This window comes from Stenotrophomonas sp. TWI1409 (genome assembly GCF_039673015.1).
Classification (GTDB): Bacteria; Pseudomonadota; Gammaproteobacteria; order Xanthomonadales; family Xanthomonadaceae; genus Stenotrophomonas; species Stenotrophomonas maltophilia_A.
In genome coordinates, this window is sequence record NZ_JBDJKU010000014.1 from 1 (window position 1) to 21538 (window position 21538).

General features: G+C 67.7%; 20 protein-coding genes. 10 read left to right on the forward strand and 10 right to left on the reverse strand.

Annotation, left to right across the window (positions count from 1 at the left end):
- Positions 1 to 91: 91 nt before the first annotated feature.
- Positions 92 to 844 (reverse strand): helix-turn-helix domain-containing protein, encoded by a 753-nt coding sequence (locus tag ABE423_RS06630; protein WP_032127414.1) that lies wholly within the window; start codon positions 842 to 844, stop codon positions 92 to 94.
- Positions 845 to 972: 128 nt separating this feature from the next.
- Here ABE423_RS06630 and hisS point away from each other — a divergent pair, with 128 nt between their 5' ends.
- Positions 973 to 2370, forward strand: a complete 1398-nt coding sequence (hisS, locus tag ABE423_RS06635; RefSeq protein WP_346485468.1) for a histidine--tRNA ligase — start codon at positions 973 to 975, stop codon at positions 2368 to 2370.
- Between the two features lie 26 nt (positions 2371 to 2396).
- Positions 2397 to 2663, forward strand: coding sequence for a hypothetical protein (locus ABE423_RS06640; RefSeq protein ID WP_065428524.1), 267 nt, complete (start codon positions 2397 to 2399; stop codon positions 2661 to 2663).
- 439 nt (positions 2664 to 3102) lie between these two features.
- Here ABE423_RS06640 and ABE423_RS06645 read toward each other — a convergent pair whose 3' ends face one another.
- Complete coding sequence (locus tag ABE423_RS06645; protein WP_107432195.1) at positions 3103 to 3756, reverse strand: response regulator transcription factor; 654 nt, start codon at positions 3754 to 3756, stop codon at positions 3103 to 3105.
- Positions 3749 to 6778: a two-component regulator propeller domain-containing protein gene (locus ABE423_RS06650; RefSeq protein WP_346485470.1), complete on the reverse strand. Its 3030-nt coding sequence runs from the start codon at positions 6776 to 6778 to the stop codon at positions 3749 to 3751. Before ABE423_RS06650 ends, ABE423_RS06645 begins: the two co-directional genes overlap by 8 nt.
- A gap of 96 nt (positions 6779 to 6874) precedes the next feature.
- On the opposite strand from ABE423_RS06650, the gene ABE423_RS06655 reads away from it, so the two are divergent.
- From ABE423_RS06655 to ABE423_RS06685, 7 genes are all read left to right on the forward strand, one after another.
- On the forward strand, positions 6875 to 7207 hold the full coding sequence (locus tag ABE423_RS06655; RefSeq protein ID WP_125894352.1) for a hypothetical protein: 333 nt from the start codon (positions 6875 to 6877) through the stop codon (positions 7205 to 7207).
- Between the two features lie 50 nt (positions 7208 to 7257).
- Positions 7258 to 7701, forward strand: coding sequence for an AraC family transcriptional regulator (locus ABE423_RS06660; RefSeq protein WP_053091059.1), 444 nt, complete (start codon positions 7258 to 7260; stop codon positions 7699 to 7701).
- A complete protein-coding gene (locus ABE423_RS06665) occupies positions 7698 to 8354 on the forward strand; it encodes a hydrolase (protein ID WP_049422794.1) in 657 nt (218 codons plus the stop codon). Before ABE423_RS06660 ends, ABE423_RS06665 begins: the two co-directional genes overlap by 4 nt.
- A 2-nt stretch (positions 8355 to 8356) precedes the next feature.
- Entirely contained in the window at positions 8357 to 8782 is a 426-nt protein-coding gene (locus tag ABE423_RS06670; protein WP_049398467.1) for a DoxX family protein, read from the forward strand.
- Positions 8783 to 8901: 119 nt separating this feature from the next.
- Positions 8902 to 10749, forward strand: a complete 1848-nt coding sequence (locus tag ABE423_RS06675; protein ID WP_180837664.1) for an amidohydrolase — start codon at positions 8902 to 8904, stop codon at positions 10747 to 10749.
- Positions 10728 to 12011, forward strand: a complete 1284-nt coding sequence (locus tag ABE423_RS06680; RefSeq protein WP_180837647.1) for an alginate export family protein — start codon at positions 10728 to 10730, stop codon at positions 12009 to 12011. The genes ABE423_RS06675 and ABE423_RS06680 overlap by 22 nt, the downstream gene beginning before the upstream one ends.
- Entirely contained in the window at positions 12005 to 13654 is a 1650-nt protein-coding gene (locus ABE423_RS06685) for an MFS transporter (protein WP_180837646.1), read from the forward strand. The genes ABE423_RS06680 and ABE423_RS06685 overlap by 7 nt, the downstream gene beginning before the upstream one ends.
- Positions 13655 to 13812: 158 nt before the next feature.
- Here the strand turns inward: ABE423_RS06685 and ABE423_RS06690 are convergent, their stop codons facing one another.
- Complete coding sequence (locus ABE423_RS06690) at positions 13813 to 14637, reverse strand: alpha/beta hydrolase (protein WP_125894358.1); 825 nt, start codon at positions 14635 to 14637, stop codon at positions 13813 to 13815.
- 186 nt (positions 14638 to 14823) lie between these two features.
- Between ABE423_RS06690 and ABE423_RS06695 the strand changes: the two genes are divergently transcribed.
- Positions 14824 to 15210 carry a hypothetical protein gene (locus ABE423_RS06695; protein WP_346485475.1) on the forward strand — a complete coding sequence of 129 codons (387 nt, stop codon included), beginning with the start codon at positions 14824 to 14826 and terminating at the stop codon, positions 15208 to 15210.
- 69 nt (positions 15211 to 15279) lie between these two features.
- Here the strand turns inward: ABE423_RS06695 and ABE423_RS06700 are convergent, their stop codons facing one another.
- The 6 genes from ABE423_RS06700 to ABE423_RS06725 form a co-directional block, all read right to left on the reverse strand.
- A complete protein-coding gene (locus ABE423_RS06700; RefSeq protein WP_043402505.1) occupies positions 15280 to 15993 on the reverse strand; it encodes a DUF2968 domain-containing protein in 714 nt (237 codons plus the stop codon).
- Between the two features lie 99 nt (positions 15994 to 16092).
- Complete coding sequence (locus ABE423_RS06705) at positions 16093 to 18258, reverse strand: TadG family pilus assembly protein (protein ID WP_346485477.1); 2166 nt, start codon at positions 18256 to 18258, stop codon at positions 16093 to 16095.
- 8 nt (positions 18259 to 18266) lie between these two features.
- A complete protein-coding gene (locus ABE423_RS06710) occupies positions 18267 to 18725 on the reverse strand; it encodes a DUF3613 domain-containing protein (protein ID WP_346485479.1) in 459 nt (152 codons plus the stop codon).
- Positions 18722 to 19618: a Flp pilus assembly protein TadD gene (locus ABE423_RS06715; protein ID WP_346485480.1), complete on the reverse strand. Its 897-nt coding sequence runs from the start codon at positions 19616 to 19618 to the stop codon at positions 18722 to 18724. The genes ABE423_RS06710 and ABE423_RS06715 overlap by 4 nt, the downstream gene beginning before the upstream one ends.
- Positions 19618 to 20553 carry a type II secretion system F family protein gene (locus ABE423_RS06720; RefSeq protein WP_346485482.1) on the reverse strand — a complete coding sequence of 312 codons (936 nt, stop codon included), beginning with the start codon at positions 20551 to 20553 and terminating at the stop codon, positions 19618 to 19620. Before ABE423_RS06720 ends, ABE423_RS06715 begins: the two co-directional genes overlap by 1 nt.
- Positions 20554 to 20581: 28 nt before the next feature.
- A complete protein-coding gene (locus ABE423_RS06725; RefSeq protein WP_346485484.1) occupies positions 20582 to 21538 on the reverse strand; it encodes a type II secretion system F family protein in 957 nt (318 codons plus the stop codon).

A 21538-nucleotide genomic window follows, 5' to 3' on the forward strand; every position in this document is an offset into this window, starting at 1 on the left:
TGGGGTTGGCGGCTTGGCGCCCTACTATCCTTTTGTTTTTTTTTTTGTTTGGGCGGGCGTGGGCCCGCCAACCCCATGAACCGCGATGCGGTCAGATCAACCCTTCACCGGCCAGCGTACGCAGCCCATCCTCGTCGAGGATCTCCACCACGTTCAGGTGGGGCAAGGCGATCAACCCCTGCTGGCGCAGCTTGGTGAAGGTACGGCTGACCGTTTCCATGGTCAGGCCCAGATGGTCGGCGATATCGCCGCGGCCCATCGGCAGCGATACGCGCAGGCCGTCGCCGCCCAGCTTGGCCTCGCGCGCGGCCAGGCGCAGCAGGAAATCGGCCAGCTTCTCGGCCGGCTGCAGGCGCGCCAGTGCCAGCGCGGCGTCCTGCGCGGCATCCAGTTCCTGGCAGGCACGCTGCAGCAGCTTGCGCTCCAGGTGCGGGAAACGGCTGCGCAGTGCCTTCATCTGTGGCAGCGCGACGCGGCAGACGCGGCTGTCGGCGATGGCCTCGATGTCGTAGCGATGGTGGTCGCTGCCGCTCAGGCCCAGGTAGTCGCCGGGCAGCACGAAGCCGTTGATCTGGCGGCGGCCGTCGGCCAGGGTGCGCACCAGCCGCAGTGCGCCGCCGGTCAATGTATAGACATGGTCGCGCTCTTCACCGGTGCGGGCCAGCGTGCTGCCCATGCTGACCTGCTGCGAGACGGTGACCTGCTCCAGCGCCTGCACTTCATCGGGCGACAGCGCCGAGCACACCGCAAGGTGGCGAACCGAGCAGTGCAGGCAGTCCAGCGTGGTGCAGGACGGCGAGGCGGGATCGTTGGTGGCGGGCGGAGCGCCGGAAGGCCGTGACATGTTGCGGGGGGGCGTATCGCGGGCGGGGAGGGCCTTATGATACTTCAAGCGGCCGTTCGACCCTGCCCGAGGCGGGGGCGCTAGAATGTCGCCCCCTCCCACGTCCCGTTCCAGCAGGAGTTCCGCCCGTGATCAAGCCCCGTACCCCGCCCGGCACCCTTGAACTGCTGCCGCGCGAGCAGATTGCGTTCCAGCGCATGCTGGACGTCATCCGCCGCAACTACGAGCGCTTCGGGTTCCTGCCGGTGGAGACGCCGGTGTTCGAGCTGTCCGACGTGCTGCTGACCAAGTCCGGTGGCGAGACCGAGCGCCAGGTGTACTTCGTGCAGTCCACCGGGGCGCTGGCGAACGCGGCCGAGTCGGGCGATCGCTCGCTGCCGGAAATGGCGCTGCGCTTCGACCTGACCGTGCCGCTGGCGCGCTACGTGGCCGAGCACGAACACGAACTGACCTTCCCGTTCCGCCGCTACCAGATGCAGCGCGTCTACCGCGGCGAGCGCGCCCAGCGCGGCCGGTTCCGCGAGTTCTACCAGTGCGACATCGATGTGATCGGCAAGGACAGCCTGAGCGTGCGGTACGACGCCGAAGTGCTGGCGGTCATCCAAGCGGTGTTCTCTGAACTGCGCATCGGTGATTTCAGTATCCAGTTGAACAACCGCAAGCTGATGCGCGGCTTCTTCGAGAGCCTGGGCGTGGCCGAAGGCGAGCGCCAGCTGGCGGTGCTGCGCGAAGTGGACAAGCTGGACAAGCGCGGCGCCGATTATGTGCGCGAGACGCTGGTGGGCGAGGGCTTCAACATCCCGGCAGAACAGGTCGAGAAGATTCTGGCGTTCGTCGCCGTGCGTTCGCAGAGCCATGCCGATGCGCTGGCGCAGCTGGCGACGCTGGAAGCCGACGCCGGTTCTTCGGAGATCCTGCGCACCGGCGTCGCCGAACTGCGCGAAGTGCTGCAGCTGGTGCAGGCGCTGGGCGTGCCGGAAACCGCTTACTGCCTGAACTTCTCCATCGCGCGCGGTCTGGATTACTACACCGGCACCGTCTACGAGACCACGCTGACCGACCACCCGCAGATCGGCTCGATCTGCTCGGGCGGCCGCTACGAAGACCTGGCCAGCCACTACAGCAAGTCGAAGCTGCCGGGCGTCGGTATCTCCATCGGCCTGTCGCGCCTGTTCTGGCAGCTGCGTGAGGCCGGCCTGATCGACGGCATCGAAGCCAGCAGCGTACAGGCGCTGGTTGCACTGATGGACGAGCAGGGCATGCCGCAGTCGCTGGACATTGCCCGCCGCCTGCGTGCCGGTGGCATCAACACCGAAGTGCAGATGGAGCCGAAGAAGATCGGCAAGCAGTTCCAGTACGCGGCCAAGGCAGGCATCCGCTTCGTGGTGCTGGCGGGTGAGGATGAACTGGCGCGCGGTGTGGTTGCGGTGAAGGACCTGCTGCGCGAGCAGCAGTTCGAAGTGTCGCGCGACGAACTGGCCAGCACCCTTCTGGTGGAGCTGGAGCAGTCCAAGGCGATGGTGTGAAGCCTGCCGCCGCAGGAGTGCTGAGCGTGCTTCTGCTGGCGGGCTGCCAGAGCGACCCGGCGCTGCACAGCACGCGGATCGGGCCGGCGCAGTACCGGCTGGCGGTTGATCGCTGCCATGCGATCGACCGCGCACAGCTGGAGGACGATCTGCAGGCCCTGGCCTCGCGGACGTGCCGGGCGGGAGCGGGGGCGTTGGAGAACATCCAGTCCCTGCCGAGCCGGCAGGGCAGCCTGTTCGGCGAATGCCTGCGGCGCGGCGCGCTGCAGGCCGAGGTGCGCTGCCTGCCCTGAGTCGGGCCAGGTTGTTGATTTGAAAGCAGAGCGCCCGCCCCTTGGTGGGCGTTTTGCGTTTGTGGGGAAAGAGCAGTCGAGCATGGCTCGACTCTACAAAAGCCGGTTCCGATCAGTTTCCCAGCGAGATCCAGCAGATCGCGGCCAACTGTCGAAGGCGGGGTGGGTCCGGTTGAGGGGGCGTGAGCCGCATGGATGCGGCGACCGAGCTTACATGGGTGAGGGCGCTTTGCTTGCGAAGCACGGCTTCGCAAGCGCCCGAACGCACAGCCGCCAGCGGCTGGGCCGGGCCCCGGAGGGGGACTTGCAGCGTCCCCGCACTCCGGCACCACCCCGCCATCCCATGGAAAGCCCGCTGTTGCTGTTGTTGCTCCTGAGGTTGCCGGCCAGCGGCCGGCACTACCGCGGGTGCAGGGCTGCAAGCCCTGCCGAACAACCCCTAATCGTGACCGCTGTCGTCCAGGCTGATGATCCCGCGCCGCAGCGCCTGGGTCACCGCATGCGTGCGATCACCCACGCCCAGCTTGTCCATCAGGCTCTTCATGTGCGCCTTCACCGTCTGCTCGGAAATCTGCATGCGCTCGCCGATGCGCTTGTTCGACAGGCCGCCGGCTACATGCCTCAGTACCTCGGTTTCGCGCGGCGACAACCGGTCTTCCACCACATGCGCGGCGATGCTGGCCGCCACCGCCGGGGGAATCGGTGCGCGGCGGCCGCCAGCGACCATGCGGATCGTATCGACCAGCTCATGGCGCAGCATGTCCTTCAGCAGATAGGCGCTGGCGCCGGCCTGCAGCGCGCGGACCGCGCGTACGTCACCACGGTAGGTGGTCAGCACGATGATGCGCGCGCGCGGGTCCATCGCGCGGATCCGCACGATCGCTTCCACACCATCCAGCCGTGGCATCTGCAGGTCCATCAGCACCACGTCGGGCTGCAGCCGCTGGTAGCAGGCGATGGCTTCCTCGCCATCGGCGGCTTCGCCGAGCAGGCGCAGATCGGGTTGTGCGCCCAGCAGCGCCGCCAGGCCGTCACGCAGCAGCGGGTGGTCGTCGACCACCAGCACGCCGATCAGGGCAGGGGACTCAGTCATGGTTTGCTTTACTCCAGGGCCAGCGCCAGCGCGATGGGCGGCGGTGATACAGGCGCCGGGCGGGAACCGCCAGCGCGACTTCGGTTCCCAGTCCGGCGCGGGTCCACAGCTGTAGTTCCGCACCGAGGCGCTGCGCGCGCTCACGCATGCCCTGCAGGCCCCAATGACCATGGCCGGCATTGTCGTCGGCGATGCCGACGCCATCGTCGCGCACGTGCAGCAGGAAGCACCGCGTGCCGTAGGACAGCTCCACTTCGATGGCGCTGGCGTTGGCGTGACGCAACGCATTGCGGATCGCCTCACGCCCGATCAGGAACACTTCTTCGGCCGCGTCGGCCTGCAGCGGTGGCGTTGCACCTTCCACGGTCAGGCGCAGTGGGTTGGTGCCATGCCCGGCGTACTCGGCGTGCACATCGGCCAGTGCCGAAGCGAGGTCGCGGCCAGCGAACGGTCCCTCACGCAGGGCATTGACCCGCTCGCGGCCCTCGGCCAGGTTGCGCTCGGCCAGTTGCATCGCCGATTCCAGCTGGCCGCGTACCTGCTCCGGGGTCTGCGGCGACTGGCTGATCGCGTGCAGGCGCAGGATCAGGCCCTGGCTGCCCTGCAGCAGGGTGTCGTGCAGGTCGCGTGCGATGCGTTCGCGTTCGCCATTGCGTTCCTGCAGGCGCGCGCGGAACAGCGCGGCCAGCTGCCCGCTGCGGATGCGCACCGCCATCACCAGCAGTGCGAGGATCGCGGCCGCACACAGCAGCTTGAACCACACCGTCTGCATGAAGGTGGGGGCGATGCGGAAGCCGCGACTGGCCGGTGCAGTGCTCCAGATGCCGTCCTCGTTGGCGGCTTCCACGTCGAACCGGTAGTTGCCCGGAGCGAGGTTGGTGTAATACGCGCGGGTGCTGCTGCCGGCATCCTGCCAGCCGTCGTCGACGTTGGACAGGCGATAGCGGTAGCGGTTGCGCTCCGGGCGCGCCAGCGACAGCGCCACGTAATCGATCTGCAATTGGCTGGTGCCGGCCGGAAGGCGCAGGCCATCGCGCAGTGGCTCGTGCTCACTGCCATACAGCACTTCGCCGATGCGCACGCTGGGCGCCATGGTGTTGACGTGCGAGCGGGTGGTGTCCAGCCAGGCCAGGCCCTGGTTGGTGGCCAGCCACAGCAGTCCGTCATCGGCCAGCGTGGCGGTGGCGATCGGTCCGCTCTGCAGGGCGATGCCCGGCATGCCATCCACCGCATCGAACAGGCGTGGCGTCACCGGCAGCCCGGTCCGCAGCGTCCGTCGCAGCTGATCGCTCCCCAGCCGGACCAGGCCACGGCTGCCATTGAACCAGAGGTGTCCGTTCGGATCGGCCACCATGCCGGTGATGCCTTCCAGTACACCGGCCATGTCGGTTCGCACCGGAACGAAACGACCGTTGCCAACGCGCGCAGCCAGACCGGCTTCGCCGGCGACCAGCAGCAGGTCCTGGTGATGCAGCATTGCGGTGATCGGCCCGACCGACAGGCCCTGGCTGGCATCGAAGCTCTCGATGTGGCCCGCGCTCATCCGGCGCAGGCGGCCGTCGGCATAGCCGAGCAGCAGCTGGCCATGGGCATCCAGCGCCAGCGATGAGCAGGCCTGCTCGGGCAGGCGGACCTCGCGCTGCCATTGGCCATGCAGGTAGTGCAGGACGCCGCGTTCACCCGTGCATACCCAGGCCTGCGCGTCGTCGGGGAACAGCAGGGCGTGCAGCGGTTGCCCGGTGAACGGGGCCGGCAGCGGGATCAACGAGGTGTGGCCGGCGACCGTGCGCGCAAGATTGACCCAATCGAACTGCCAGATCGGCGTGGGTGCCTGGCGCGCGGCGGCCTGCAGCTGCGGGGCACTGCCATCCAGCAGAGTGCGCCGCAGATCGTAGGGTTTGAGGTCTTCGCCATAGCCATACACGCGGCCATCGCTGGCCCGCACCAGCGAGCGGTAGGGATCACTCGGGCCCACTGCCAGGGTGTGCACGCTGCGTGCGCGGAAGCGGTTGAGGCCGAGATTGGTGCCGACCCAGAGATTGCCTTCGCGGTCGGCGATGATCGGCACCGCCGAGGTGGCGGTCAGCCCGTGCGGCGAATCGAAACGCTCCATGCGCACGGCGCGGCTGCCGTCGAAGGTGATGCGGGCGACGCCGCCGTGCGGGCTCATCGTGGCCCACAGCGCGCCATCGGCAGTGAACTGCAGGCGTGCAGCAACCAGTTCCGGAAGACGCCGCGCTTCACGTTCGCTGGCCGCCAACAGGCCCTGCGCGTTGGCCAGGGGTGAGGTGCCGCGCACCCGGTCGGCCAACCACACTTCACCCTGCGGGCTTTCGGCCAGCGTTGCCATCTGCGAGACCGCGATGCCGGTGTCCTCGAACGTGGTCTGGCCGGCCGCACGCATCCAGATCTTCAGGTCGGCCAGCACCCAGAACCTGCCCCGGCTGTCGTGCAGCACCCACTGCACACGGCGTTCGGGCAGGCCGGCTGCGGCCGGCAGTGGCTGCCAGCGCTGTCCATTAAAGCGGCGCAGCCCGCCATTGATCGCCGCCCACAGCTGGCCCTGGCGATCCTGGCTGAAGCGTGGGACCACGCCGACCGGCACCCCCTGCTCGCGGCCGTAGTTGTGCAGCCTCCCCTGTGCGAACCGGCTGATGCCGGCCTGGAAGTAGCCGATCCACAGGGCACCGTCGGCGGCATGCGCCAGCGTGACCATGTTGGTGGACGGGAACTGGCTGCCGACGGGCGCTGCCTGCCGTTCGAAGCGACGGCCATCAAAGCGGTACAGGCCCGAGCCGGTGGCCAGCCACAGCAGGCCGTCGCGGTCCTGGGTGATGTCCCAGATATCGCCGGGTGCACCCTGGCCGACCCGCCACGCGGTGTGCTCGTAACCGGGCAGCCCGCCGCTCACCGGCGGGCGCTGCACGGCAAAAGCGGGCAGGGCGGTCCACAGCAGCAGGCACGTCAGCAGCGTCGGCAGGCGACGCAGGAACGGGAAGGGGCGGCCACGCATGGCGCGCATTCTGGCAGGTGCGGGGCAGTCCGGGGTGACCCGAACGGGGTAGGCGGTCGCCGCCGCGGTCGGTTATCACGCCGGCATGCCCTGTGGAGCCCGGCCATGCAGCGCCTGTTCGTGATGTTCCCCGACCGCGGGCCGGGCATCGGCCTGCTGTGGCTGCGGCTGTGCCTGTCCGCGGCACTGTGCACGCCCGGCACGCATGCGGGCGGGTGGTCGGCGCTGTGCCTGCTGGCAGTGCCGATGCTCACGCTGGGTGTGTTGACGCCACTGGCCGTGCTGATGGCGGCCGTGGGCCTGCTCGCGCAGCAGGCGCCGTGGTCACAGGTGGTGCTGCCCTTGGCGCTGTTGATGTTGGGCCCTGGCGCCTATTCACTGGATGCGCGGTTGTTCGGTCGTCGCCTGCTCGGGCGTCGGCCTCCCCCATTCGGGTAGGTGCTGGCCTCGACCGACGGGGGTAGGGCATCGTGCGGCGGCCACGCACCATGGGGCACCCCCTCGCGGCGTCCCGCATGGCCACCGTCTTTTCGCCCGATCCGCCCGCCGTGGCGCTGGCACCGCAGCAGGCCGCCGCATTGCAGCGCGCCCTGCGCTATGTCGATGAGCACCTGTCGCAGCCGCTGCGGGTGACCGAGCTGGCCGCAGCCGCCTGCGTCAGCCGCTTCCATCTGGTGCGCCTGTTCCGGACCGGTACCGGTGCAAGCCCGCTGCGCTACGTGCGCCGTCGTCGCATCGAACGTGCGCGCCAGTTGTTGCCGGTCGCGCAGCTGCCGATGTCCTGCCTGGCGCAGCAGCTGGGCTTCTTCGACCAGAGCCATTTCGTCCGCAGCTTCCGCGCCGAAACCGGCTGCAGCCCCGGCCAGTACCTGGCCGGCGATGCGGCCCTGTTGCTTCCCCCTGATCGTGTTTCCAACGGAGTCCAACCATGAGCCTTGCCACCGCCACGCCCGCCCCGGCCCTGTTGTCGCCCACCGACCATGCCCTGGTGCTGATCGACTTCCAGTCGCAGATGGCATTCGCCACCCACACCATCGATATCTCCGCGCTGCGCAACAACGTGTCGTTGATCAGCAAGGGCGCCAAGGGCTTCAACGTGCCGGTGCTGCTGACCACCGTCGCCGAAGCGTCGTTCTCCGGCCCGATGTTCCCGGAACTGCCGGAGATCTTCCCGGGCCAGACGGTGTTCGACCGCACCTCGATGAACACCTGGGAAGACCAGCCGGTGATCGATGAGATCAACCGCATCGGCAAGCGTCGCCTGGTCGTTGCCGGCCTGTGGACCAGCGTCTGCATCGTCGGCCCGGCGCTGTCGGCGCTGGCGCAGGGTTTCGAGGTGTATGTGATCACCGATGCCTGCGGCGATGTCAGCGAAGAAGCCCACGAGCGTGCGATCACCCGCATGGTGCAGGCCGGTGCAGTGCCGATGACCAGCGTGCAGTACCTGTTGGAGCTGCAGCGTGACTGGGCGCGTGGCGAGACCTACGAGCTGACCACCGGCATCGCCCGCGACCACGCCGGTGGCTATGGCATCGGCATCCAGTACGCCAAGCGCATGTTCGGCGCGCAGGAAGGCGGGCACTGAGCATGCTGGCTGGCCATGGCCTCGACCTGGCCCTGCTGATGCTGCGCGTGGCAGCCGGGGGATTCCTGCTGCCACACGCGCTGGGCAAGCTGTTCGGTTGGTTCGGCGGTCCTGGGCTGGCCGGCTTCGCCACCGAACTGCGCGGTTTCGGCCTGCCAGCGGTGGCACCGCTGCCGCTGCTGCTGGCCCTGCTGCAGGTGCTGTCAGGGCTGGCCGTGCTGCTGGGCTGGCAGACCCGCGTCGCCGCGCTTGCAGCGGCGGCCTTCATCGGCTTCACCGTTCTGTTGGCCCTGCCCAAGGGCTGGTTCTGGATGCGCGGTGGCAGTGAGTACCCGTTGATGTGGACCACGGTACTGCTGGCCCTCGCGCTGACCGGGCCCGGCGCCTGGGCACTGGACGGCCAACGCCTTCCGGGAGATCTCGCATGAGTCACGATCCACTCGATCACGGCCGCCGCAACGTGGTGCTGGCCGGCAGCGCCGCGGTGGCGCTGGGTCTGGCCGGCCGTGCCGGTGCCGCACTCGATTCCACTTCCAAGGAGCGTCGCATGAGCACGCTGGTCATCCGCAATGCCCGCATCACCACCCTTGACCCACAGCAGCCGCATGCACAGGCGCTGGCCGTGCAGGAAGGGCGCATCGTTGCCGTCGGCAGCGACGAGGAGATCATGCGTGGCTGGGGCAATGAAGCGACCCTGATCGACGCCCAGGGCCGGCGCCTGCTGCCCGGCCTCAACGACAGCCATACCCACCTGATACGTGGTGGCCTGAACTACAACCTGGAACTGCGCTGGGACGGCCTGCGTTCGCTGGGCGATGCCTTGGACATGCTGAAGGCGCAGGTCGACCGCACGCCTGCACCGCAGTGGGTGCGCGTGGTCGGTGGTTTCACCGCCACCCAGTTCAACGAGAAGCGCCTGCCCACGCTGCAGGAGCTCAACGATATCGCGCCGGACACGCCGGTGTTCCTGCTGCACCTGTACGACCGGGCGCTGCTCAACCGCGCCGCACTGCGTGCCTGTGGCTATACCAAGGACACCCCGGATCCGCCGGGCGGGCAGATCGTGCGTGATTCGCTCGGCAACCCGACCGGGCTGCTGCTGGCCAAGCCCAACGCGCTGATCCTGTACGCGACCCTGGCCAAGGGTCCGAAGCTGCCGATCGAGTACCAGGCCAATTCCACCCGTCATTTCATGCGTGAGTTGAACCGTCTCGGCATCACCTCGGTGATCGACGCCGGCGGTGGTTTCCAGAACTACCCCGAGGACTACCAGGTCATCGAGCAGCTGCACCGCGATGACCAGCTGACCGTGCGCATCGCCTACAACCTGTTCACCCAGAACAAGGGCAAGGAAGTGGATGACTTCCGCGGATGGAGCGAGATGCTGCAGCCGCGGCAGGGTGATGACCTGCTGCGCCACAACGGTGCCGGCGAGATGCTGGTGTTCTCCGCGGCCGACTTCGAGTTGTTCAACGAGCCGCGCCCGGAACTGCCGCCGGAGCTGGAGCCGGAACTGCACGATGTGGTGAAGCTGCTGGTCGAGAAGCGTTGGCCGTTCCGCATCCATGCGACGTACGACGAGAGCATCACCCGCATCCTCGATGTGTACGAACAGGTCAACCGCGAGGTGCCGTTCGATGGCCTGCACTGGTTCATCGATCACGCCGAAACCATCACCCCGCGCAACATCGAGCGCATCCGTGCGCTGGGTGGCGGCATCGCCGTGCAGCATCGCATGGCCTATCAGGGCGAAGCCTTCGTCGAGCGCTACGGCGTGCAGGCCGCGCGGCATACGCCGCCGGTCAAGCGCATGCTGGCCGAAGGCGTGCCGGTCGGTGCTGGAACCGATGCCACCCGTGTGGCCAGCTACAACCCGTGGGTGGCGTTGTCCTGGCTGGTGACCGGGCGCACCGTCGGCGGGCTGGCCCTGTATGGCGATGAGAACCTGCTCGAACGCGAGCAGGCGCTGCGCCTGTGGACCCAGGGCAGTGCCTGGTTCTCCGGCGACGAAGCAGTGAAGGGTACGTTGAAGGTCGGCCAGTTGGCCGATTTCATCCTGCTCTCGGCCGATTTCTTCCGCGTGGATGATGCGCAGATCGCCGACATCACCAGCGTGTTGACCGTGGTCGGTGGCCGCATCGTGCATGCCGACGCCGACTATGCAGGGCTTGCGCCGCAGCTGCCGCCGGCGATGCCCAACTGGTCGCCGGTCAACCGGTTCGGCGGCTACCACGTCGGCGGTACCGCCACCGGGTTGGCCGCCGCCCATCGTCACCATCACGGCGTAGCCTGCAGCACTCACGGTGCTCATGGTCATGCGGCCCGGCACGCGGCGCCCACCGATGACCTGACCGCGTTCTGGGGCGCGATGGGATGCTCGTGCTTCGCGTTCTGAGCCTGGCATTGCTGGCCGCACCGTCGCTGGTGCAGGCCTGCGACGGCGGTCATTGCAGCGACGCCGGTGACGGCCAACTGCAATGGGATGCGTCGCTGCGTGTGCGTGGGCTGTACTACGACCCGACCCGGTTCGGCATTGGCGGCAGCGAGGATGGCTATGGCCTGCTGCGCGCGCTGGCCTCGGCCACGTATGTGGAAGAGACCTGGCAGGCGAAGTTGCAGCTGGGTGTGCACGGTGAGAGGGGCAAGGCCGGCGGCCCCGGCCGTACCGACCGTAGCGCGCTGGACGTGCAGCAGGCGTACTGGCGCTGGCAGCGCGATGGCTTCCACCTGCAACTCGGCCGGCAGGAAGCCGGCTATGGCAGTTCACGGCTGCTGTCGGTGCGCGACGGGCCGAACATTCGCCTGGCGTTCGACGGTGCGCGTGTGGGTTGGAAAGGCCGCCTGGGTACGCTTGATCTGATGGCATTGCGGCCAGTGGAAAACCGACCGGGTGCCTTTGATGATCGCGGCGAGCACGGTGCCCACCTGTGGGGTGCCTATGCCACCACGGTGCGGGGACAGGGCGCGGGACAGTGGGATCTGTATCTGCTGGACTACCGCCGCGAAGGCGCGCGCTTCGCCGCAGGCAGCGGTACCGAACGTCGGCACACTCTGGGCGCGCGCTGGTTCGGCCATGCCGGTGCACTGGACTGGAACAGCGAGCTGGTGGCGCAGGGCGGTGAACTGCGGACGACCGCCGGCACCCTCGATATCCGCGCCTGGACGCTGGCGACCGATACGGGGTGGCGCTGGACGAACCTGCCGCTGCAGCCGCGGTTGGGGTTGAAGGCCGACATCGCCAGTGGCGATGGCAACCTGCATGACGGCCGCCTGGGAACCTTCAACGCCTTGTTCCCGAAATCGGCCTACTTCAGCGAGGCCAGCCTGCTGGCCCCGGCCAACCTGATGGACCTCCAGCCGACCCTGACCCTGCGCCTGCACGACGCGGTGACGACGGAACTGGGCGTACAGATGGCCTGGAAGCATCGTCGTGCCGATGCGGTCTACACCACGCCGGCACCGCTGGTGGCGTTGCCAGGCAGCGCCGGTGGCGCGCGCCGCATCGGTAATCAATACAAATCCGAAACACGCTGGCAGGCCAGCGAACACTGGCAATGGCAGCTGCAGCTGGCCTGGGTCGATGCCGGTCCTGCACTGAAGCAGGCCGGAGGCCAGGACACGCTGTTCGCCTCGATCGTTGGAGCATGGCAATGGTGAACGCAACCGCGTCGCAACCCCCCGCACAGGCCGCAGGTGCCTGGTCCCCGCTGAAAATCCGGATGTTCCGCTCGATCTGGCTGGCGATCCTGGCCAGCAACATCGGCACCTGGGTCAACGATGTGGCCGCCGCCTGGGTAATGGCCGAGCGCACCGGCTCACCACTGATGGTGGCGCTGGTGCAGTCGGCCACCACGGTGCCGATCGTGCTGCTGGCACTGGCCGCCGGCACCCTGGCCGACATCGTCGACCGCCGCAGGTACCTGCTGGCCACCCAGGGCTGGATGCTGCTGGTCGCCGCGGTGATGGCGGCCCTGACCGCGATGGACATGCTGACCCCGCAGTTGCTGGTGCTGCTGACCTTCTGCATGGGCTGCGGTGCGGCGATGGCGATGCCGGCGCAGGCCGCGATCGTATCCGAACTGGTGCCGCAGCCGTTGCTGGCCTCGGCGGTGGCGCTGAACTCGATCGGCATCAACATCGCGCGCTCGATCGGCCCGGCCATCGGCGGTGTGATCGTCGCCCAGCTCGGCGCGGTCTGGGCCTTCGGTTTCAACGCCATCACCTTTGCCGCAATGCTGTTCGTGGTGTGGGGCTGGAAGCGCGACCCGAAACAGTCCAGCCTGCCGCCGGAAGGCTTCGGTGCCGGCCTGAAGGCGGGCCTGCGCTATGCCAGCCGCGCCGGGCGCCTGCAGGCGGTGTTGATCAAGTCGGTCGGCTTCTTCTTCTTTGCTGCAGCAATGAATGCACTGCTGCCGGTGGTGGTACGCGGCCAGATGCAGGGTGGGGCGGGGCAGTACGGCATGCTGCTCGGCTGCATCGGGATCGGTGCCGTGGGTGGTGCGTTGTTGCTGCCGAAGCTGCGCGCGCAGATGGATCGCGACCTGCTGGTGCTGCTGGCCACGCTGTCGCTGGCACTCAGCCTGGTCGGGCTGGCGCTGACCCGCAGCTGGTACGTGCTGCCATTGGTGATGCTGATCAATGGCTTTGCCTGGATCACCGTGCTGTCGTCGCTGCAGATTGCCGCGCAGACCGCAGTGCCAGCGTGGGTACGGGCGCGTGCACTGGCGCTGTACATCATGGTGTTCTCCGCTGGCATGGCGGCCGGTGGCCTGAGCTGGGGTGCACTGGCGCAGCGCACCTCGCCGGAGCTGGCCTTGCTGGTGGCTGCCGCGGGTGCGGTGATCGGCGGATTGCTGGTGTGGCGCGTGCGCATTGCCGGTACTGAAGACCTGAACCTGCGCCCGGCGGGACACTGGCCGGCACCGGAACTGTCGGTGCCGGTATCCAACGATCGCGGCCCGGTACTGGTCACCCTGGAGTACCGCATCGACGAGGCTGACCGCGCCGCGTTCCAGGCGCAGATGCGCGCGCTGGGCACGATCCGCCGCCGCGATGGCGCGGTGGTCTGGGGCGTGGTCGAGGATGTGGCCAGTCCGGGCATCCACCTGGAGTATTTCGTGACCCCATCGTGGCTGGAGCACCTGCGCCAGCACGAGCGCATCACCGCCGATGACAAGGCGATCCAGGAAGTGCTGCGCGGGCTGCATCGCGGTGAGCGTGCACCGGTGGTGCGCCACTTCGTGGGCGGGCATGACCCGCTGCCGAAGACCGGGGTCCCGCACCACCACAGCGATATCTGACAAAAAAGGGGACGGATGGGAATTAGTCGTTTGTGCCCCAAAGTCATAATCCCCTCCGTCCCCATTTTGCGCGATCAATCCATCCCGATCCTGCGCAGCCGGCCAGCGGTCGGCTCTACCACAGGGGCGGCGGCGCTGGGTGGCGCCGCCGCAGTGCCTCACCCGCGTGCGAACGCCAGCAGGTCGGCGTTGAACCGGTCGGCGTGGGTGACGGTCAGGCCGTGCGGCGCACCGGCGTACACCTTCAACTCGGCTCCCTTGATGATCTGCGAGGACAGCTTGGCCGAGGCATCGAATGGCACGATCTGGTCGTCATCGCCATGCACCACCAGCGCTGGCACATCGATCTTCTTCAGGTCTTCGGTGTAATCCACTTCCGAGAATTCGTGCACGCAGTCGTACTGGCCCTTGACGCCACCGAGCATGCCCTGCAGCCAGAACGAGTCACGCATGCCCTGGGTGACCGTGTTGCCGTCGCGGTTGGCGCCGAAGAACGGCGTGGTCAGGTCCTTGAAGAACTGCGAGCGGTCACCGCCGGTGCCCTTGCGGATGCCGTCGAAGACCTCCAGCGGGGTACCGGCCGGGTTGGCATCGGTCTTCAGCATCAGCGGCGGCACGGCGCCGACCAGCACCACCTTGGCCACGCGCTTGCTGCCGTGGCGCCCGATGTAATGGGCCACTTCGCCGCCACCGGTGGAGTGGCCGACCAGGATCGCGTCCTTCAGGTCCAGCGCCTCGAGCACGGCGGCCAGGTCGTCGGCGTAGGTGTCCATGTTGTTGCCGTCCCAGGTCTGGCTGGAGCGGCCGTGGCTGCGACGGTCGTGAGCGATCACGCGGAAGCCGTTCTGGCCCATGAACAGCATCTGCGGGTCCCAGGCATCGGACGACAGCGGCCAGCCGTGCGCGAACACGATCGGCTGGCCGGTACCCCAATCCTTGTAGAAGATGCGCGCGCCGTCGGCGACGGTGACGAAGTTGCTCATTGTGGTTTCCTTGACGGAAGGGAGGGAAGGCGCTGGCGCGGATGCCGGTGCCTTCGGCAGTACAGCGCAGCGCCAGACCGACGACTTGCACGGCTGTGCTGGATTACGCCGGATGTGACGTGTATCGCTCTGGCACGAAGCCGTGCCGGCATCGAGGATGGCGGCAGCCCTGACGAGGAGCCTGCAATGTCGAACGCGTGTTGGAGCCCGCTGTTGTACCTGCTGCTGGCCACGGGGGCGCATGCTCAGACCAACGTCTACAAATGTGTGGACGGGCCGCATCCGGTCTACCAGCAGACGCCGTGCCAGGGGCGCGCGGAATGGCGCTGGGAGGTGCCGGCGGAGCCGACCTCAACAGGTGCGAGCGTGGCCAAGGCAGCGAGCCCAGCTTCATTGCGTCCGCGTGTGGTGCAGCAGCGGCGTGCGCGGGCTGCACTGATACCGATCAGCGCGGATCCCGCCGCCTGTGAGCGCGCGCGGCAGCATCGTGGGAAGGTGCTGGCCAATGGCAAGCGCATGGACTTCGTGCAGCGCCGGCAACTGGACGATGCCGTGCATGAGGCGTGCCGTTGAAATGGAATGGTGCCGGAAACGACAACGGCGCCCGTAGGCGCCGTTGGACGGCACGCCAGGCGCTGGACCTCAGCGACCGTCGCTGGCGGCCGCCGGTGCCGGCGAGGGCACGCTGTCCGGCTTGGGCAGGCTCAGCTCCGGGTTGCCCTGTTCGGCCTGCAGGATCTGGATGCGGCGCTGCAGGGAATCCAGCTGGCTGTTGGTGCTCTGCACGTCGCTGCTCAGGCTGACCGCCTGCTGCTGGGCCTGCTGCAGGGCAGCGCTGACCTGGGCCGACTGTGCCTGCTGCTGTTCCATTTCCTGCTGCAGGGTGCGCAGGCGCTCCTCGTTGTAGGCCACCAGGCGCTCGGTATAGCGCTTGCCGGCTTCCAGTCGGGTGGTGTCGATGTAGACCTGGGCCAGCTGCTCTGACTGCTGCGCGAAGGTGCGGTAGACACGCTCGGCGTTGTCGACGGCATCGGTCTTGATCACCCGCCAGAAGTTCTTCTCCTGGAACAGGGCGACGTAGTAGGTCAGGGTGTTGGCATTGAACAGCAGGCTGGCGCCGTAGTTGCCGTTGTAGGTGGTGCGCAGCTCGGTCAGCTGGCGGGCATCCATCAGCTGCTTGAGCTCGTCAACGGTGTTGCGCACCACCGGTGCGGTACGTGCGGCCGGCTCTGCGGCTGCTTCGCGGTCGCCACGGGCAGCCATCGCCGCCGGTGCCACCAGCATCATGGCCACGGCCAGCAGTGCCGCGCCGCGCGCGTGCCGGGCGAAGACCGCGCCCCCTGAAGTTTCTCGCATGTCTAGACCATCCACGGATGAGTGTGGGTTGAGATGAAGGTGGTTCCCCGCCGGGAGTCTAGCATGTGCGCGGGCGCCGCCAAGGGCGCCCGTCACGGGTCAGTAGACCAGCTGTGCGGGCGTGCACTGGATGGACTGGACATGCACATCCGTACGGCCCAGTTCCAGGCCCAGCACCTGCGCCAGCAGCGAGCGCAGCAGGGAGCCGACGCTGTTGAGCAGCGGCTTCAGGACGTCCAGGGCGGGCTTCAGCAGCAAGCACAGCAGGCCCGAACAACTGACCGGGCCATTGCCGGGGGCGGTGACACCGTCGCCGGCGAACTGGTCCAGGAAGCCGTCGTGGGCGGTCTGCAGGTAAGACGCGAGGTTCTGCGTCATGCAGTTGTTGTAGGCCTGGTCGCTCAAGGAAATCAGCAGGCTTGCACACCGGTTGACGGTCAGTCCGCCGAGCAGGCTACCCAGCAGTGCCGGCAGCACGCCCAGCCCTTCGCCAGTCACAGCCGTGCGATAGCCTTTCCAGACCGAGCCATCCTCCCAGCATGTGAGCAGGCCCACCAGGCAGGGTTTTGGAACACCCTTGGGTACATCCCACGCGCCCAAAGGCTTCAACCCCCGCGTCTGGTCGCCAAGTTCAAGCAGCTTGATGGACGCATCGACGTCGTAGCGATTGCGACCAACGTTGGCTGCTTTCAGGTAGCGATCGGCCAACTGCGCTGCGGTCGAGCCCTGGCTCATGCCATCGTCGCGCGGATCGAGCATGCCGGACAGTACGCGCAGCAGTTCGCTGACCAGCTCGGACACGGCGGTGCCCACCTCCAGGGAGTTGACCTGGGTTGAACCGGTCGCGCCGGCGGGGAGGGTGAGGCTTTGCGTGTCGGTCAGCGTATTGACCTTGATGCTGTCATTGATCAACGGGGCGCCGAGCAGTGTGAGCATCTGTTCCTTCTGCAGGGTGTCGCCACAGACATTCTGCTTGGAGAACCGCTCGCTGTCGGCCACCTTGCCGACGCAGGCGCGCAGTACGGAAGACTCTACCTTGATCGTCGCCGTGGGAGGCGTGCTGCCACATTGCAGGCTGGTCAGGGTCGCCATTGCATTGGTCACGTCCGCATGGACCGGCAGCTTCAGGCGGATGCCCAGCAGTGAAAGCACGCCGCCTGCAACGGGAATGTTGTTGGTGTCGATGTCGAGGAAGACACGGATCTGCGCGTTGTAAGCGCGCGAGCCAATGCCACCGATGGCGATGGACGGCGGTTCCACCACGGCGGCTTTGGCATTGACCAGGCCCAGCAGGTTGAGTTCATCGACCGAGACCGCACGGCCGCCATTGGCGATGCTGATGCTGGTGCCGATCAGGTCCAGCACATTGACATCGGCCTGCAGCGCGCTGGAAATCGTTCCATCCGGCGCGACCACGCGTGCGAACAGGCCGCCACCGCTGTCATCGGAGCCGAGTTTCACCTCCAGCTGCTTGAGGTCGATGCCCTTCACGACCAGGGCATTCTCCAGTGCACTCAGGTCCACGTGGGCAACGCCCTGCTGGGTGAGCAGGTCAACGGTCGCCTGAAGGATCTTGCCCAGCTTGACCTTGCGGCCGGCCAGCAGATTGTTGAACTCCGCCACGCCCATGTTGACGTCGATCGGAATGCCCAGTGCCTGCAGCAGTCCATTCGGGGTGATATGCGCCTGTGCAAGGCCGTCGTAGCCGAGCAGGGTGGTCTTGTCGAGGTCGGCGCCCACCAGTTTCAGGACATTTCCCAGTGGCGTGTTGCCATTGATGCGCAGCAGTTGCGAGCCGACACTGAAAACCGCCGCCGGTTCTGCACGGCGCGCCACCGCCTGGGCGGTCACGGTCGGCAGGCTGCTGTTCTGCCCGAAGAAGGGAAGCACCGCGCGGCGGGTGATGACACGGACGGCGTTGCGTTGATTCGCTGCATCGACGACCGGGCTGAAGTGCCCTTCGGTGGCGCGGGTCACGTTCCAGTTTCCGCAGCGGATTTCCAGGCTTCCTGCGAAGGTGTTCTGGGTGAGTGCGCTCTGCCGCGCAGCACTGTTGTCGCTGTTGTCCGAGGTGCACAGTTCCAGTCGCTGCGCTCCGGCCAGTGCGGCCAGATCAGCGACTTTCTGTGCATCGCGCTTGGCCCAGAACAGGTAACCGATCTCGATCAGGCCCAGCATCGCCAGCAGTGCCAGCATGACCAGCATCATGGTGATCGACATGCCGCCCCGTGGGCGGCTGAAACTGAACTGGCGTGGGCGTTTCATGGCCTACCTCAGCGTCCGGATGAGGATGATCCCTTGGACTTGGCGACATCGGCTTCAAAGAAGTCCGGGATCTCGTGTTCGAAACTCTTCATGTAGCGGGCGTAGCTCAGCGTCGCCTGGTCGCCGAGGATCGGCAGGTGCTGTCCGGCTTGTTGCCCCGATGCCTGCAGGCGGAACAGGTTGCGCGTGGTATCGCCGATCTGGCTGCGGCCGGGCCGCGGGGCTGCAGTGCTGCCGTCGGTGTTGGCCACTGCTGCAGGCGCCGCCTGCGGCACCGGTGCTGGCGGGGCCGCCAGGTCCACGGTGGGCAGTGACTCGGACTGCAGCGGCTGCGAAGACGACGCAGCCGGCGTGCTGCCGCCAAGCATCTGCCCGGTCAGCGGCTGTTGCTGCGCCTGCACGGCGGCGGCTGGCAGCAGGCAGATCAGAACGGGCAGCAGGCGTCGGGTCAGGGGCGTCGCGGTCATGGTGTGTTCCCGTTCGGGTGGTCGGAGGCGCTGAAGCGTTCCAGCATCGAGGGCGGCAGGCGCTGCGGATCGCGTTCATCGCGGCTGTCGCGGCGCGGTTCCGCCGCCAGTCGCGTGGCGCCGGGCGGGTTGCCGGCGGCATCGCTGGCGAGAGCACGGGCAGTGGCCGGCACGACTGCGGCGGCTGCCGCTGCGGCCTGGCGCTGCTGCAGGCGGGTACGGATCTGCGCCGCCTGTTGCTGGATGCTGAGCCGGGTCTCGTCGTTGAGGTTCGCTTGCTGGGCGAGGCGTTCGGCAGTGGCGGTGTCGCCCCGCAGTACCGCCCAGAGGGCGAGGTTGGCGGTGGCCTTGGCATTGCCCGGCGACAGCTCCAGCGCCTTGGCCAGGGGTTCGCGCGCGCGCTCGAACTGCCCGGCGCGCAGCCGCGCATAGCCCAGGTCGCCGAGATAACTTGTATTCAATGGCTGCAGTTCGGTCGCCCGCGCCAACGCCTGCTCACTGCCGGCGTCGTCGTCGCGGCGCGCGGCAATCAGGCCCAGGCCATGGGCGGCCGCGGCGGCCTGGGGGCCACTGGAAAGATCGCGGTACAGGGTGACCGCGGCATCGGCCTGGCCGGTCTCGCGCAGCGCGTCGGCCTGCAGCAGGCGCAACGCCGGCGGATCGCCGTAGCGCTGGCGGAAGGCGTCGACGTGGGCGAGCGAGGCATACCATGCGCCTTGCTGCTGCATGCGCTCGATCAGCTCCAGGTAGGCATTGCGGCTGTCCTGCGGTGCCGGTTCGGGCGCGGCCAGGCTGGGCGCGCGCAGGTACTTCGGCGTGGTCGATGCACAGCCGCTGGCGCCGGCAACGGCAGCCAGGGCAACAATCAGGCAGGAAGTGCGCAGGGCAGGCATCAGGGGGACCCCATCTTGGACATGGTGGTGGCCAGCGCGACCAGCGCCGGACCGGCAAGGACCAGCATCAACGCTGGCAGCAGGGTCAGCATCATCACCACGGTCATCTTCACCGAGAGCTTGCCGACCTTTTCCTTCAGCGTGTTGCGACGCTGTTCGCGCAGGCGGACGCTGAACTGCCGCAGGGGCTCCTGCACCGCGCCGCCATGGGCGTGCACCTGCAGGATCAGCTGCATCAGGCTGGTCAGGTCATCGTCGGCATAGACCTCGCTCAGCCGGCGCAGGGATTGTGCGCGCGTGCGGCCGTGGGTATAGGCGATGTTGGCCTCCTGCAGCTCGCCGCCGAGGACCGGCAATGCATCGCGCAGCTTGTCGCCGAGCGTCTGCAGGCTCTGGTCCATGCTGAAGCCCACGCCTTGCAGCAGACGCAGCAGGTCGATCAGCAGCGGCAGCTCGTTGTCGACCGCTCGTCGGCGCCGTTTCACCCAGGAGGAGAGAACGAACTTGGGCAGCAGCAGGCCGGCGGCGAGGGCGCCGATGATCACCATTATCCTGGCCAGCCCGGTGACGCTGCTGAATGTCAGCACCAGTACCAGCACCAGCACGGCCAGCAGCAGGCGCAGGCCGAGGTAGATGGCCGTACCGCGGCGGGTGTTCCACCCGGCCAGATCCAACAGCAGCCGGTCTTCATTGGCCAGCAACGCCGTTTCCAGCCGGCCGCCGCTGAGGGCACGGCCGAAGCGTTCCAGCCAGCCCAGCGAATCGTGCCGCGCAGGCTCGGTGTCACGGGACGCCTCGCGCGGCTGCAGGGCGGTCTTCAAGGTGGCCGTTGTACGTTGCTCACGATGGCTGCGTACCCAGCCGCCGATACCGAGCAGGGCGATACCGGCGGCCAGCACGAGCAGGGAGAGGGCGAACCAGGCGCTGGCGCTCATCGGTTGTCTCCGGCGGGGCGAAGGGGGTTCATAGCGACTTGGCCAAGCGATACAGCAGGAAGCCACCGACAAGTTCCATGCCCAGTGCAAGCAGCAGGATCTTGTGGCCGAGCGGATCGTGCAGCACCGGCTGGAAGAAGTCCGGGCTGGTGATCGCCATCAATACCGCGCAGGCCGGTGGCAACAGGCCTAGCACCCACGCTGACATCCGCGTCTCCGAGGTGGTCGCTGCAAGCTCCTGCTGGGCCTGTTCCAGATCGCGCATGAAATCGCCCATGCGCTGCAGGATCTGGTCGGAGCGCCCGCCGATGCGCACGCTGACACCGATCACCACCGACAACACCTTCAGCACATCCATGCGATAGGGATGCGAGGCCTGTGCGAGTGCACGGTCCAGCTCCATGCCGCTGCGTGCAAAGCGCACCGTGGTGTCCAGCAGCCCGCGCAACGGCGCGCTCGTCTGCATCGACGCAACCTGGAACGCGGCCTGCAGGCTGTTGCCCAGTGCGGTCAGCCGCACCAGGTTGTCGAGGAAGTCCGGCAGCTGATGCAGCAGTTGCGCACGCAGCTTCGTGGTCCGCCGCATCACCCACAGCCAGCAGCCAAGCAGGTACAGCAGCAGGGTCAGCGGAAACATCCATGCGGTGCCCAGCCGCAGCATCGCCACCACCGACAGTACCAGCCCCGGTACCAGCAGCATGATGGGAATTTTCCAGCCGGTCGGCAGCCCTGCGCGCTGCAGCAGGCCATCCAGCGGCAGCACGCGGCGCCCGGCGCTGGCGGGCCGCGCCGGGTCGTTGGCAGCGGTGACGGACGGCCCGGCGGGTGCTCCGCCCGTGGCGCTTCCGCGCGAAAGCTGCTGCTCGGCGTGCCGCATTGAAACCTGGCGCTGCTCACGGCTGCTGGCCGTGCCCCACAGCCAGGCTGCCAGCGCCAGCAGCACCGCGATGATGCTCAGCATGCCCAGCAGCGCGCCGGTTCCCAT

What these genes read in the sequence shown, in the direction of transcription:
- ABE423_RS06630 (WP_032127414.1), bottom strand. Translation starts at nt 844, where the DNA reads ATGTCACGGCCTTCCGGCGCTCCGCCCGCCACCAACGATCCCGCCTCG.
- ABE423_RS06645 (WP_107432195.1), bottom strand. Translation starts at nt 3,756, where the DNA reads ATGACTGAGTCCCCTGCCCTGATCGGCGTGCTGGTGGTCGACGACCAC.
- ABE423_RS06650 (WP_346485470.1), bottom strand. Translation starts at nt 6,778, where the DNA reads ATGCGCGCCATGCGTGGCCGCCCCTTCCCGTTCCTGCGTCGCCTGCCG.
- ABE423_RS06655 (WP_125894352.1), top strand. Translation starts at nt 6,875, where the DNA reads ATGCAGCGCCTGTTCGTGATGTTCCCCGACCGCGGGCCGGGCATCGGC.
- ABE423_RS06660 (WP_053091059.1), top strand. Translation starts at nt 7,258, where the DNA reads ATGGGGCACCCCCTCGCGGCGTCCCGCATGGCCACCGTCTTTTCGCCC.
- ABE423_RS06665 (WP_049422794.1), top strand. Translation starts at nt 7,698, where the DNA reads ATGAGCCTTGCCACCGCCACGCCCGCCCCGGCCCTGTTGTCGCCCACC.
- ABE423_RS06670 (WP_049398467.1), top strand. Translation starts at nt 8,357, where the DNA reads ATGCTGGCTGGCCATGGCCTCGACCTGGCCCTGCTGATGCTGCGCGTG.
- ABE423_RS06675 (WP_180837664.1), top strand. Translation starts at nt 8,902, where the DNA reads ATGAGCACGCTGGTCATCCGCAATGCCCGCATCACCACCCTTGACCCA.
- ABE423_RS06680 (WP_180837647.1), top strand. Translation starts at nt 10,728, where the DNA reads ATGCTCGTGCTTCGCGTTCTGAGCCTGGCATTGCTGGCCGCACCGTCG.
- ABE423_RS06685 (WP_180837646.1), top strand. Translation starts at nt 12,005, where the DNA reads ATGGTGAACGCAACCGCGTCGCAACCCCCCGCACAGGCCGCAGGTGCC.
- ABE423_RS06690 (WP_125894358.1), bottom strand. Translation starts at nt 14,637, where the DNA reads ATGAGCAACTTCGTCACCGTCGCCGACGGCGCGCGCATCTTCTACAAG.
- ABE423_RS06695 (WP_346485475.1), top strand. Translation starts at nt 14,824, where the DNA reads ATGTCGAACGCGTGTTGGAGCCCGCTGTTGTACCTGCTGCTGGCCACG.
- ABE423_RS06700 (WP_043402505.1), bottom strand. Translation starts at nt 15,993, where the DNA reads ATGCGAGAAACTTCAGGGGGCGCGGTCTTCGCCCGGCACGCGCGCGGC.
- ABE423_RS06705 (WP_346485477.1), bottom strand. Translation starts at nt 18,258, where the DNA reads ATGAAACGCCCACGCCAGTTCAGTTTCAGCCGCCCACGGGGCGGCATG.
- ABE423_RS06710 (WP_346485479.1), bottom strand. Translation starts at nt 18,725, where the DNA reads ATGACCGCGACGCCCCTGACCCGACGCCTGCTGCCCGTTCTGATCTGC.
- ABE423_RS06715 (WP_346485480.1), bottom strand. Translation starts at nt 19,618, where the DNA reads ATGCCTGCCCTGCGCACTTCCTGCCTGATTGTTGCCCTGGCTGCCGTT.
- ABE423_RS06720 (WP_346485482.1), bottom strand. Translation starts at nt 20,553, where the DNA reads ATGAGCGCCAGCGCCTGGTTCGCCCTCTCCCTGCTCGTGCTGGCCGCC.
- ABE423_RS06725 (WP_346485484.1), bottom strand. Translation starts at nt 21,538, where the DNA reads ATGGGAACCGGCGCGCTGCTGGGCATGCTGAGCATCATCGCGGTGCTG.